Genomic DNA, 13,015 nt, shown 5'->3' on the forward strand with positions numbered 1-13,015 from the left:
AGGAGAAGGTCTTGAACGAGTCGAAAATCCAGCACAACGAATCGATCCTGCTGCGCATTCTGTGGATGCTGCTGTTTCTGGGGGTATGGCACGTTGCCCAGATCATTCTGGCGGGCGTGGTGCTGGTGCAATTGGTCTATCGCCTGATTTACGGCGCGCCGAATGGCGGCCTGATGAACTTCGGCGACAGCATCAGCCAGTACCTGGCGCAGATCGGTCGTTTCGGGACGTTTCACAGCGACCACAAACCCTGGCCTTTCGGCGACTGGCCAGCGCCGCGTGCGCCCGAAGGCGAGGTGGCCCATCATGTCCCGCCAGCGGCACAGCCGGTGCGCAATGAGGCGCCAAAGCCATGAAGGTCTGGGTATTGCGTCATGGCGAAGCGCAGTCGCGGGCGCGCAGTGATGCCGAGCGCGAGTTGACTGCACATGGGCGTGAGGAAGTGCTGAAAAGTGCGCTGCACCTGACAGACAAGCCCGTGCAACGGATCATTGCCAGCCCCTACGTGCGTGCACAACAGACTGCCGAGCTGGTGCGTCAGTCGTTGGCATTCGATGGCTCGATCGTCACCGCGCCCTGGCTTACCCCCGACAGCAGCCCGCGTGAGGTGCTGGCGCAACTGGACAAGCTGGGTGTCGATGAAGTACTGCTGGTCAGCCATCAGCCTTTGGTGGGCGAACTGATCGGGGTACTGGCGCATGGCAGTCCGCAACAGGCCGAGCCGATGAGCACGGCCAGTCTTGCCGAACTGGAAGGCGAGTTCGTAGTGGCAGGCGGCATGCGCCTCAACAGCGTCAGGCACGTCTGAACAGCCTGTACGCGCAATGAATGACCGCCGCGAATGCGGCTCTCCCGGGAAAAGGATTCAGCATGAGCATATGGCGTCAGGCTCCCGATATCGAAGCCCTTATGGCGGCTCAAAAAAACACCATCGGCGAAGTGCTGGATATTCGCTTCGAAGCATTCACCGATGATTCTCTGACGGCCAGCATGGTGGTCGATCAACGTACCCATCAGCCTTTCGGGCTGCTGCACGGCGGTGCCTCCGTGGTCCTGGCCGAGTCGCTGGGCTCGATGGCCAGTTACCTGATCGTCGACCCGAGCAAGTATTTCTGCGTCGGGCTGGAGGTCAACGCCAACCATTTGCGTGGTGTGCGTAGCGGGCGTGTCACCGGTGTGGTCAGGCCTGTGCACATAGGCCGGACCACTCATGTATGGGACATCCGCATCAGCAACGACGAAGGCAAGCCAAGCTGCATTTCGCGCCTGACGGTTGCCGTCGTAGCGCATGGCAAAGAGCCTCCAGTCAATTGAGGGTTCTCAGCTATTAATCCCTCTGCTTAAGCCAAGGCTCTCTTCAGGCAGTCTTTTGGTTTTCAGGTCGCCTATATAAAGGCTTGCCTGGACCGGTTCACCCAGTCTTTATAGGCCTTCATGCTGCTCCGACCGCCGTATCGGGTCATCCTGATGGCCGGAGTGACACCTGCGATGGCGGTTCCAGTCATTGCCGATCTGCGAAGCAACTTGGCACAATCGTGACTCGCCCGCTCATGGAAGTATCGGCATGTCGCAACCGGTGTTTTTTGCTCACGCCAATGGCTTCCCTTCGGCGACGTACAGCAAGCTGTTTTGCGCGCTGGCACCGGAGTATTCGGTGACTCATCTTGAGCAGCATGCCCATGACCCGCGTTTTCCGGTGGATGACAATTGGCTGAGTCTGGTCGATGAGCTGATCCACCATCTGCGTGAGCAGCCGGGCCCGGTGTGGGGGGTAGGGCACTCGCTCGGTGGCGTGTTGCACCTGCATGCCGCATTGCGCTGCCCGGAACTCTACCGGGGCGTGGTGATGCTCGATTCGCCGGTGCTGGGCCTGGCTGACCAGTTGTTCATACGCGCCGCCAAGCGGCTGGGCTTTATCGACCGCATCACGCCAGCGGGTCGCACCCTGGGCCGACGTGAGGCGTTTGACGATCTGCCGTCGGCACGCGCCTACTTCGCGGGCAAGACCCTGTTCAGCCGCTTCGATCCCGACTGCCTGACCGCTTACCTGCAACACGGTCTGCGCGAGGAGTGCGGGCAGTGGCGTCTGCGCTTCGACCCGGCGACCGAGATCAGCATCTACCGCAGTATCCCGCACACCAGCCCGGTGCCGTCACGGCAACTCAAGGTGCCGCTGGCCATGGTGCGCGGTCAACACAGCCGGGTGATCATGCCTCATCATGGCTATCTGGCCCGACGCATGCGCGAAGGCGAATACCTGTCCATGCCCGGAGGGCACATGTTTCCCCTTGAACGACCGGATGAAACCGCATGGCTGCTCAAGACGCTGCTGGCTCGCTGGGACGCGCGCAGCGCCTCAAGGGTGACGGCGTGACGTTTAGCGTGGAGGAGGTCCGTTTCAATCTGGGGCATATCGAACTGGCTGCCCATCTTTACGGCCCCGAGGACGGCCAGCCGGTGATTGCCGTGCACGGCTGGCTCGACAATGCCAACAGCTTTGCCCGCCTGGCGCCGCAACTGGATGGCCTGCGCATCGTGGCGCTCGATCTGGCCGGGCATGGTCATTCACAGCATCGGCCTGCCGGGGCGTCCTATGCGCTGGCCGACTACGTGTTCGACGTGCTGCAGGTCGCCGAGCAATTGGGCTGGCAGCGTTTCGCCCTGATGGGCCATTCACTGGGCGCGATCATTTCGGTATTGCTGGCCGGGTCGTTGCCGGAGCGTGTCACGCGGCTGGCACTGATCGACGGTTTGATTCCCTTGACCGGCGACCCCGAATCCGCCGCCGAGCGGATGGGCTCCGCGCTGCAGGCGCAGCTCAGGCTGTCGGGCAAGAAAAAGCCGGTTTACGAGGATCAGCAACGCGCTGTTCAGGCGCGTATGAAAGGCGTCGTCCCGGTCAGTCGCGAGGCTGCCGAATTACTCGCCCAGCGCGGTCTGATGCCGGTACCCGGCGGCTATACCTGGCGCAGCGACAGCCGCCTGACGTTGCCATCTGCGATACGTCTTACACATCAGCAGGCGATGTCTTTCGTCAACGCTATCCGTTGCCCGACGCAACTGCTGGTCGCTACAGGCGGCATGCTGACGAAAAATCAGCTCATGCTGTCCGGGCTGCCTTTCGACGTCGTGCAGCTTGAAGGCGGTCATCATCTGCACCTGGACGACGAGCAGGGCGCGAGCGCTGTTGCACACTGTATCAATCGCTTCTTCGCTGCTTCTTGACTTGAGCCCGGCAACTGCCGACGCTGGGCGGGTTGAAACAGGAGTCAACCGTGATGGATCAATCCGCAGCCTCTGGTGACCGCCTCGCTGGCGATCTTTTATATTTTCGTTCCCTGCTTGCCTGCCAATGAGAGCACTCATGCGTTTATCAAGTGTTCCCGTTGTCGCCTTGTGCCTGTCGATGTTCAGCGCTGTGCTGTGCGCCGCCGATGTAACAGGCAGCCGCGATCTGCAGATTCTGCCGCGTCTGGCCGACACGGAAATCGTCGATTATCGTCCGGCTGCCGAGCTCGAGCGGGTCTACCCGATGGGCTCGATCCGCAAGATCAGCGGCCAGTTGCGTTTCGACGGGCAGGTCAGTGCGCGCGGCAATCTGACGTCTGTCACCTATCAATTACCTGCCGAGCGCACTGCCGACGACGCTTTCACTGCGGCGCGCGAAGCCTTGCAGCAGCAGGGTGCCGAGCTGCTGTTCTGGTGTCAGGCGCGCGACTGCGGAGAAAGCAGCCTGTGGGCCAACGAAGTGTTCGGCAACGCCAAACTGTATGGCGCGGATGATCGCCAGGCTTACCTGCTGCTGCGTCTGGCAGAACCGCGCAATGACACGCTGGTAGCGCTTTACAGCATCACCCGTGGCAACCGCCGTGCCTACCTGCACGTCGAGCAGTTTGAATCCGCTGCGCCACTGGGCGAACTGCTGCCGACCTCGGCCACCTTGCTGCGCCAATTGCGAAGCACCGGCACGCTGGAACTTCCGCGCCTGGGCGGCGAGCCACAGGATGCCTGGGTTACTCTGGTTTCCCGCGCCCTTAACCAGGACAGTGGCCTGCGCGCCACGGTGTCCGGACCCAGTGCCGGCGCCTGGCTTGACGCCCTGATCACCAAAGGCGTTCGCGCTGCCCGGCTCGAGGCTGGCGTCACTGAAGGCAAGGGGCTCAAGATCGAGGTTATCCGCTAGAACAGCGATGGCGGACTGGCAGGTTCGCCATTATGCTCGCTCTCTCCGATCCTTTTTAGTGAATGGCGCATGTTCAACAATGACCGTCTGTTGGTGCAGATTCTGCTGCTGGCGCTGTTTGGTGCCTGCCTCTGGGTGATGGCGCCGTTCTGGTCGGCGCTGGTCTGGGGCGCGGTACTGGCCTTCGCCAGCTGGCCGCTGATGCGTTTGCTGACCCGCTGGTTCAAGGGCCGTGAGTCGCTGGCTGCGCTGGTGATGTGCCTGTGCTGGATGCTGCTGGTCGCGGCGCCGCTGGTGTGGCTGGGCTTCAATCTCGCCGACCATGTGCGTGACGCCACGGGCCTGATCAAGGACATTCAGGTCGACGGCTTGCCCGATCCACCGCAATGGCTGGCGGGTATTCCGCTGGTGGGCGAAAGACTGGTAGCGCTGTGGACCACCATCGATCAGCAAGGCGCGGCATTCATGGCGACGCTCAAGCCGCATCTGGGTCAGGTCGGTAACTGGATTCTGGCACGCAGTGCGCAGATCGGCAGCGGGATTCTGGAGCTGACCCTGAGCATCGTCTTCGCCTTCTTCTTCTACAGGGACGGTCCGCGGCTGGCCGCCTTCGTGCTCAGCCTGCTGGAACGCCTGATCGGGGAGCGCGCCCAGTATTATCTGGATCTGGTCGCCGGCACGGTGCAACGCGTAGTCAACGGGGTCATCGGTACGGCAGCGGCCCAGGCGGTGCTGGCGCTGATCGGCTTCCTGATCGCGGGCATTCCCGGTGCACTGGTGCTGGGGATTCTGACCTTTCTGTTCAGTCTGATTCCGATGGGCCCGCCCTTGGTCTGGCTGCCTGCCACTGCCTGGCTGGTCTGGCAGGGCGAGTACGGCATGGCGATATTTCTGGGCATCTGGGGGATGTTCATCATCAGTGGCGTGGACAACGTGCTCAAGCCATATCTGATCAGCAGGGGCGGCAATCTACCGCTGGTGATTGTCTTGCTGGGTGTGTTCGGAGGCTTGCTGGCCTTTGGCTTCATCGGCCTGTTCATCGGCCCGACGCTGCTGGCAGTCGCTTACAGCCTGTTGACCGACTGGGTCGGCAGCGAGCGTGCCCGCAGCCGCTGACGGCGAAAGTTTCCGCCGCGCCCTGACGCGCGGCGGAGCCTCGCCTTACGCAGCGGTGTCCAGGTACTTGCCGACTGGCTTGCTGCTCTGGGTGTCATATTTTTCGCTGAGTGCGGCGATCATCTTGTTCAAGGCCTGAGTGGCGATCTGGTCGGTATTGCCCTGATCAATGGTGCTGTCACTCTGCTTCAATGCGGCAGACAACTCGGAAGCGCTGATACTGTCGTCGCTATTGCTGTCCAGCGTACTGAACAGGCTGGTGCTTTCAGTGGCACTGGAAGTGCTCACCTGCGCAGACGACATACCGGCAGAAGGCTGTTGCGGCTGCATGCCGGCGACCAGCTCTTCAAGGCTGACTGTGCCGTCTTCGTCAGTGTCCAGTGCATCGAACACCTGGTTGCTGTTTGCCGTGCTGCCCGTATTGCTCAGCCCCGTGGTCAGCTCGTCGCTGCTGATTGCGCCGTCGCCATCGCTGTCCAGCGCGCCGAGCAGGTCTTCTGCCTGCTCGTCGACCGACTGCATGGGCGGCGGAGGTGGTGTCATGGCGGCCAGCTCGTCGGCATCCAGGCTGTCATCGTCATTGCTGTCCAGGTCGCTGAACGCCTTGCTCAGGCTCACCGTGACACCATCCTTGCTGTTCGACGACAGGGCCGAGCTCAGCTCGTTCTTGGCAATGCTGCCGTCGCCATCGGTATCCAGCTTGGCCAACAGCTCTTCCTGAAACTTCTTGTTGCTGGTGCTGGAGGTTGCACTGGTCGAACTGGTGTAGCTGGAGAAACTGCTGCTTATTCCACTGATCATTGGTCTCACTCCCCTGAGATGAATGTGCCCGATAACGGTGTACCGGCTTTTGCAGCCTCGGGGCGTCAGTTGTCGAGGGAATGTAAGCTTTGTACGTGGCGTGATACAGAATATGTCAGAGGCGTGGCAGGACCAGTATTGCCGTCAGGCCGCCGCCCGGGGTCTGCGCAAGCGACAGCTCGCCGCCGATACGCCGCGCCGCTTCCCGGGCGATACTCATGCCCATGCCGATTCCGCCGGAGTTGCGATTGCGCGAGCTTTCCAGGCGAAAGAATGGTTCGAATACCGTCTCGTGAAACTCGGGCGCAATCCCTGGTCCGTGATCAACGACGGATATGCGCACGTGATCGGCGCTGTCCTCAATCACAATGCGCGCGCTGCCGGCATAACGCAGAGCGTTGTCGACCAGATTCTGCAGGCACGAGCGCAGTGCCATCGGCTGCGTCTTGAGCGGCTTGCACTGGCCTTCGTATTGCACGTCGTCGCCATTGTCCTGGGCATTCTCGGCCTGCGACTCGATCAGCGCCTGCAGGTCGAACTGCTGCAGGCCTTCGCTGCGCCGGTGCTCATTGAGGTAGGCAAGCGTGGCGTCGAGCATGCTGATCATGTCATTGAGGTCCTGAGTCATCTGGCCGTGCAGCCTGGGCTCCTCGATCTGTTCGACACGCAGCTTGAGCCGCGAAAGGGGCGTGCGCAGATCATGGGAGACCGCAGCCAGCATGCGCCCGCGCTGCTGCATCTGTTCGCGGATCTTGCGCTGCATCAGATTGAACGTCTGCGCAGCCTGTCGGGCTTCCTGCGGGCCGCTGATTTCCAGTGGCGGGCTGTCGAGGTCTTCACTCAGGCGTTCGGCGGCTTCGCTCAGGCTCCGCACGGGACGGCTGAGGGCCTTGGCGCCATACCACGCGGCAATGATCAGGGTGATGAACTGGAAGAACAGCAATATGAGCGGGCCACCGAGGATCGGCGGTCTGTGCATGGGCCGCTGATCGAATTGCCCATGCTCGGCGTTGAACTCGTTGGGCGTTGGCGGCGGGGGGCGCATGCCGTACTGGGTGAACCAGATGAAAGCCAGCAGGTGCGCCAGCAGGATAGCCAACAGAGCGCCACCAAACAGTCGCGCGAACAGCGTATCGAATCTGCGGATCAACCCAGCTCCCTGGCATCGAACAGATAGCCTTCACCGCGCACGGTCTTGATCAGTTGCGGATTCTTCGGGTCATCGCCGAGCTTCTGGCGCAGACGCGAGACCAGCAAATCGATACTGCGGTCAAACGCCTCGATCGAGCGGCCTCGGGCAGCATCGAGCAACTGTTCACGGCTCAGCACCCGGTGTGGCCGCTCGAGAAACACGCGTAACAAACGAAACTCGGCGTTGGACAGCGGCACCACCAGGCCATCGGCCGCGGTCAACTGACGCAGGACGCTGTTCAGGCGCCAGGCGTCAAAACGAATGGTGGTGCGCTGATCGCTGCGCTCGTCACGGACCCGGCGCAGAATGGTCTGGATGCGCGCGACCAGTTCGCGCGGCTCGAACGGTTTGGCCATGTAATCGTCGGCACCCAGTTCCAGGCCGATGATCCGGTCAGTCGGTTCGCAGCGGGCGGTCAGCATCAGGATCGGGATGTCCGACGTACTGCGCAGCCAGCGGCACAGTGACAGGCCGTCTTCACCGGGCAGCATCAGGTCCAGCACCACCACGTCGAAGGTTTCGTCGGTCAGTGCCTGACGCATCTGCGTGCCGTCGGTGACGCCACGGGCGTTGATATTGAAGCGCGTCAGGTAGTCGCAGAGCAGTTCGCGAATGGCCACATCGTCATCGACGATCAGCGCACGAACGCTCCAGCGCTGATCGGTCGATGCGGCATCCAGGGTAGTGTCGGGAAGTGCTTGCATAATGCGTCTGTCGCCTGCTTGTGCCGCCATGGACTGGCTGCTGTTGAAGATCAACGCTGCCCCTCATGCTACTTCGCCGGGAGGCTCGGCGGTAGGGTGGCGCGACCGAATGTCGGGGGCATGTCATAAATGTATCTAGATTGATACGAGACGCCTGTCGAGCGTGCCCTGCGAAGCGCGCCCCTGGTAGTTCTGACAGTATCCAGTGTCACGCAACTACCGTTTAATCGAACGGGCTACTGGCCTGGACGGCTGGTTCTGGCAGACAAACTTTTGTCGAGAAGGCCAGGGTCTGTTGCCGTTTCATCGCGGCTCGGGATGAAATGGCAGCAGGCCCTGGGCGCATTATCAATCCGCCCGCACGTTTTCTACATAAACAGGGCGGCAATCGGATAGCAAGGGAGTGCTGATGATGGTCGATTCAAAAACAACAGCAACGTTGGATGACAAAAAAAAAGCGCGTATCGCCTACCGGCTGGCGCGCACTCAACGCGGTTCAGGGATCGACGCAGACCTTGCCCTGGCACAGGTGGCGGGTATTGTGGACCCTGCCGATGGAACGCTGAACAAGGATGTCCTGCTCGGCGAGTTTCTTGAGGTTACCCTGCCCGAGTGGGCAGGACTGGTCACTGACCAGGGCGACTCCGATACTTTTTTCATCGAGTGGGCCATCGGCGCGGCGGCGGACAACGACGCGTTTAAAGAGGTGTTTAGCGGTATCGTTACCGCACCGGTGGCCCCTGGTACCTTTCCCAAGAAGATCGAGATTCCGTTGAGCAGTTTTCTGCCCGGCTTCGACAAGCCTGCAGACGGTGCTTACAGTCTGCGCTACCGGATCAGACAGCCGAATGATCAAGAGACCGTCAGCCCGTCGATCAACCTGATCGTCGATACCACGCCGCCGGGCGAGCATCTTGAGCCTGAGCAGATGAGTCTGGAAACAGATCAGTTGACCCAGGCGTTTCTGGACGTACATCCCGAAGGTCTGGTCGGCACGCTGCCAGACTATGACGACTGGAAACCCGGCGACAAGGTAGCCTTCTATTGGGTTGGCACGCCGTTGCCCGACAATGCCGCAGACCTGCCAGCTCCGGTGGATTTCGTTGAAGTGGAACGCCCGACGAATAATACGGTGACATTCCCCGTTTCGGCCATAGACGCGTCCCGGGACGAGCCCTACTACGCCGTTTACATTCTGGTCGACAAAGCCACCAATCGCAGTCCGCTTTCCAGCCCAAAACGCATCGACGTGGCGCTGGGGCTGTTGGCCGACAACTTGAAAGACCCCGTCGTGCCATTGGCAGAGCCTCCAGAAAAGTTGATCAACCTGCCTGATGCGAGACTCGGGGTCGAAGTGTTGATCGAGTCGTTCGATAACTGGAAGCCGGCCGACCGTATCGAAGTCACCTGGGGCACTGAACCGCTACGATCCGAGGAAGTCGGCAGCTCTCCAGATTTTCCGATTTCGATCAAGATTCCTGATCCGGTTCTGCGTGCTCAATACAATCAAGTGACTGGCGGCGTCCAGGCCACCGATGTGAGTTATCGAATCCTGCGTGGCGTCGTTCCGTCCGAAGTGAAAAGCACCAGCGTCAATGTCAATTTCGCCACTATCGGACCCGACCCGATCACCGATCCTGAGTGGCCGGATCCGGTCAACGACGCATTACTGCCGGTCGAAGTCCGTGGCCAGACGTCCAATTTAGTGAACGTCCTGACAGCAGCGGACAACAACCAGGCTGCCAAGGTCACTTTCAAACTGTATGAAAAGCTTCAACCGGGAGAAATTATCGATTTCTACTGGGGCACGAGCCATGTAGCAGAGGCGCAATACACCGTGGCTGTTTCTGACACGGCAGGCTCCGAGCGTGAGGTTGAAATACCCTGGAGTTATATCGATTATGAAGGCAATCGCGCTGACTTGCCGGTTCATTACCGCATCCATGCGCCCGATTCAGAAAACACGACACACTCGCCGGACACGCTGGTCAACGTAAGTGCCATTGTCATCACCCCGGACGCACCGCTCTTTGAGGGCACCAGTTCAAACGGCTGGTTGAACTGCGACTCACTCTTTGCCGATGGCATCGGGAATCCTGGCCCGGATGAACCGGGTATACGGGTTCGCGTTCCAGATCTTTCGAAATATCTGTCGGACGGTGAAACTGTCACTTTGCACTGGTATGGCTCCGGGGGACCTACAGGCGACGCTCCTATTGCCGGTACCGAAAAAGACGAGGTTATCCAGCTGGGAGTCAGCCGTCCTGTCACCGGTTTCATCTGGCTGGTCACCCCCTACGATAAACACATTCTGCCCATCTACGATCCTTCAGGCAGCAGCCCGAACGGGAGCGCGAGGATCAAGTACTCCTTCAGCATGGGAGGCGAAACCATTACCTCGCTGGAAACCACCGCCCGGGTAGGGATGTACGACGCAACCGGGCCTTGTCCTATCGTGCTCAAAACAGGTCAACCAACGAAAAACTAAGGAGGGTCACCGGCAGAGGGTGCCTGCGGCCTGCCGCAGTCACCCTGCCGGGTATAAGCAGACTCAGGTTGCTCCCAAACGGTTTAGGAATGTCAGTGCTTACCAGGTCATGTCACCTACGCTTATCGGTATTTCCCCGACGATCCTCTGCTGTCAGAACCTCCCTACGTTTGCCTAGGAAAGGTCCTACAGAGCATTCAGCTGGATCCCCGTAGTCTTTCGGCCTTCCTCCCGAGGCCGCTTTCGGGCTGTCGTCACGGGGTTCAATCTGATCACCTTAAGGTAATGCATCGTCATGAATGCTCCATTCGTGCTGCGTCCGCTTTCATGGACATTGAAAACCGTTATTTTTCTCTCTCCCTTGCTGCCTGGCAGTCATGCCTTTGCGCAAATACTTGTCAATGCGCCGCAGACCATCGATGCAACAGGCCCGCTGGACAGTTATCGGGTTGTCAGCACCGGAAATCTGACAGCCAACGGCGCGACTACCCTGCAAATATCCACGATCACCGGCGCGAAGCTGACGCTCACTGGCAGTCAGGTCAGTGCGGGCACCAGCTCTTCAGCCGTATCGTTGACCGGGGCAGATGCGTTGATTGTCGGTAGCGTGCTGACAGGTGGCGCGGATGGCCTGGGGATGGGCAATGAAAGTGCACGACTGGTCGGTTCCACGGCCACCGTCATCGGCAGCACGATCACGGCCACGAATCGCGGGATAAACGCCGGCTCGCTCAGCAACCTGACCCTGGAAGGTACTTCAGTAACGGCCACTGGCGCCAATGGCAGAGGCATGGAGATGTGGGACTCCACAGTGAAGGCGTCCGGCAGCACCATCACCGGGCAGCAATATGGCGTGCGCTTGCGCGCTGACCCGGCCGTACCCTCAAGCAATCAGCTGGTTCTGGACGGAACCCGGGTCGAAGGTATCACGGGGTCGGCGCTGATCGTCGGAATGCCCACCGGCGCGCCCGCGACTGCCGATATCCGGGTCAACAATGGTTCTACGCTGACCGGCGGCAACGGCCGGATACTGGAGTTGATCAACGGTTCAACGGCTCATATGACCGTGGACAACAGCCATCTGCTGGGCGATGTATCGGCGGATGCGGGCAGTACCGCCAGCCTGTCACTGCAAAATAACGCGACCCTGACCGGGCGCCTGGAGAACGTCTCCAGCCTGTCGCTCAGTAGTCAGGGCCAGTGGGTGATGGTCGAGAACGGTCAGGTGAATGCATTGGCCATGGACGGTGGGTCGGTCAGGTTTGGCGACGCGGCCTCGTTTTACACGTTGTCACTCGCAAGCCTGTCAGGGAGCGGTACGTTCATGATGGACGTGGATTTCGCTGGCAAGGCCAATGACTTTCTTGACATCACGGGCAGCGCGACCGGCAGTCATACCTTGCTTGTCGGTAGCACGGGTGTCGATCCGCTCAGCGATACCAGCCTGCACGTCGTGCATGCGGCAGCCGGCGATGCCAGCTTCTCGCTCGCAGGCGGCGCAGTGGATCTGGGCGCCTGGTCCTATGACCTGATCAAGCAGGGCGACAATGACTGGTATCTGGATACCTCCACCCGAACCATCAGCCCCGGCGCACAGACTGTCATGGCGCTGTTCAACACTGCGCCGACTGTCTGGTATGGGGAGTTGAGTACGTTACGTTCGCGCATGGGCGAGTTGCGCATGGATGAGGCCCGTTCTGGCGGCTGGATACGTACCTACGGCAACAAATTCAATGTGGCCGACGCCTCAGGCTTCGGATATCAGCAGGTTCAGAGTGGTGTCGCGCTCGGCGCAGATGGCAAGCTGCCTGTGGGGGCGGGGCAATGGCTGGCGGGTGTGATGATCGGGCAGAGCACCTCTGACCTCAGTCTGGATCACGGTGCCAGTGGCAAGGTCGACAGCTATTCGCTGGGCGCTTACAGCACCTGGCTGAACAGCGAGAGCGGCTACTACATCGATGGCGTGATCAAACTCAATCAGTTCAAAAACAAGGCCAGAGTCAATCTCAGCGATGGTTCCCGCACGCGCGGCAACTACGACAATCTGGGGGTTGGCGCATCGCTGGAGCTGGGGCGGCACATCAAACTGGACAACGGTTATTTTCTCGAACCCTACACCCAGCTGGCGGGCCTGGTCGTTCAGGGCAAGGACTACGCACTGGACAACGGTATGCGTGCTGAAGGTGACCGCAGCCGATCGCTGCTCGGCAAGGTCGGTACGACGGCGGGGCGCAGTTTCGACCTGGGCAAAGGACGTACGCTGCAACCTTATGTGCGGGTTGCCGTGGCTCACGAATTCGTCAACAGGAACGAGGTCAAGGTCAATGACAACGTGTTCAACAACGACCTCTCCGGTTCCCGTGGCGAATTGGGGACGGGCGTTTCGGTGTCGCTGTCTGACAACCTGCAGTTGCATGCTGATTTCGATTACAGCAATGGCGATGCCATCGAACAGCCGTGGGGCGCCAGTGCAGGCTTGCGTTACAGCTGGTAGCGACAGCGAAGCGGGGCGGATGATGTCTGATCGCTGG

At 60.4% G+C, this 13,015-nt stretch carries 12 protein-coding genes; 9 read left to right on the top strand and 3 right to left on the bottom strand.

All coding sequences use genetic code 11. The features are described 5' to 3' along the window. Window positions 1-11 precede the first annotated feature (11 nt). From KUIN1_RS10585 to KUIN1_RS10615, 7 genes are all read left to right on the top strand, one after another. Window positions 12-356 (top strand): DUF4389 domain-containing protein, encoded by a 345-nt coding sequence (locus KUIN1_RS10585; RefSeq protein WP_003343544.1) that lies wholly within the window; start codon window positions 12-14, stop codon window positions 354-356. Further along, entirely contained in the window at window positions 353-808 is a 456-nt protein-coding gene (gene sixA, locus KUIN1_RS10590) for a phosphohistidine phosphatase SixA (RefSeq protein ID WP_003406129.1), read from the top strand. The genes KUIN1_RS10585 and sixA overlap by 4 nt, the downstream gene beginning before the upstream one ends. A 62-nt stretch (window positions 809-870) precedes the next feature. After that, window positions 871-1,314 (top strand): hotdog fold thioesterase, encoded by a 444-nt coding sequence (locus KUIN1_RS10595; protein WP_003406128.1) that lies wholly within the window; start codon window positions 871-873, stop codon window positions 1,312-1,314. A gap of 250 nt (window positions 1,315-1,564) precedes the next feature. Further along, window positions 1,565-2,374 (top strand): alpha/beta fold hydrolase, encoded by an 810-nt coding sequence (locus tag KUIN1_RS10600; protein WP_024660660.1) that lies wholly within the window; start codon window positions 1,565-1,567, stop codon window positions 2,372-2,374. After that, window positions 2,371-3,225: an alpha/beta hydrolase gene (locus KUIN1_RS10605; protein WP_024660659.1), complete on the top strand. Its 855-nt coding sequence runs from the start codon at window positions 2,371-2,373 to the stop codon at window positions 3,223-3,225. The genes KUIN1_RS10600 and KUIN1_RS10605 overlap by 4 nt, the downstream gene beginning before the upstream one ends. A gap of 139 nt (window positions 3,226-3,364) precedes the next feature. Next, on the top strand, window positions 3,365-4,183 hold the full coding sequence (locus KUIN1_RS10610) for a DUF4892 domain-containing protein (RefSeq protein WP_024660658.1): 819 nt from the start codon (window positions 3,365-3,367) through the stop codon (window positions 4,181-4,183). A gap of 69 nt (window positions 4,184-4,252) precedes the next feature. Then, window positions 4,253-5,299 (top strand): AI-2E family transporter, encoded by a 1,047-nt coding sequence (locus KUIN1_RS10615; RefSeq protein WP_003406124.1) that lies wholly within the window; start codon window positions 4,253-4,255, stop codon window positions 5,297-5,299. 45 nt (window positions 5,300-5,344) lie between these two features. Here KUIN1_RS10615 and xopAW read toward each other — a convergent pair whose 3' ends face one another. The 3 genes from xopAW to KUIN1_RS10630 all read right to left on the bottom strand — a co-directional run bounded on the left by xopAW (window position 5,345) and on the right by KUIN1_RS10630 (window position 7,996). Then, window positions 5,345-6,100 (bottom strand): XopAW family type III secretion system calcium-binding effector, encoded by a 756-nt coding sequence (xopAW, locus tag KUIN1_RS10620; RefSeq protein WP_024660657.1) that lies wholly within the window; start codon window positions 6,098-6,100, stop codon window positions 5,345-5,347. Between the two features lie 115 nt (window positions 6,101-6,215). Continuing rightward, entirely contained in the window at window positions 6,216-7,250 is a 1,035-nt protein-coding gene (locus tag KUIN1_RS10625) for a sensor histidine kinase (RefSeq protein ID WP_011267386.1), read from the bottom strand. Then, a complete protein-coding gene (locus KUIN1_RS10630) occupies window positions 7,247-7,996 on the bottom strand; it encodes a response regulator (protein WP_024660656.1) in 750 nt (249 codons plus the stop codon). Before KUIN1_RS10630 ends, KUIN1_RS10625 begins: the two co-directional genes overlap by 4 nt. Before the next feature lie 409 nt (window positions 7,997-8,405). On the opposite strand from KUIN1_RS10630, the gene KUIN1_RS10635 reads away from it, so the two are divergent. Continuing rightward, window positions 8,406-10,484: a hypothetical protein gene (locus KUIN1_RS10635; protein ID WP_011267388.1), complete on the top strand. Its 2,079-nt coding sequence runs from the start codon at window positions 8,406-8,408 to the stop codon at window positions 10,482-10,484. A 295-nt stretch (window positions 10,485-10,779) separates the two neighbouring features. After that, window positions 10,780-12,978, top strand: a complete 2,199-nt coding sequence (locus KUIN1_RS10640; RefSeq protein ID WP_116886718.1) for an autotransporter outer membrane beta-barrel domain-containing protein — start codon at window positions 10,780-10,782, stop codon at window positions 12,976-12,978. The last annotated feature ends 37 nt before the right edge of the window (window positions 12,979-13,015 follow it).

Origin of the sequence: Pseudomonas sp. KUIN-1, assembly GCF_009176725.1 — a bacterium.
GTDB classification, from domain to species: domain Bacteria; phylum Pseudomonadota; class Gammaproteobacteria; order Pseudomonadales; family Pseudomonadaceae; genus Aquipseudomonas; species Aquipseudomonas fragariae.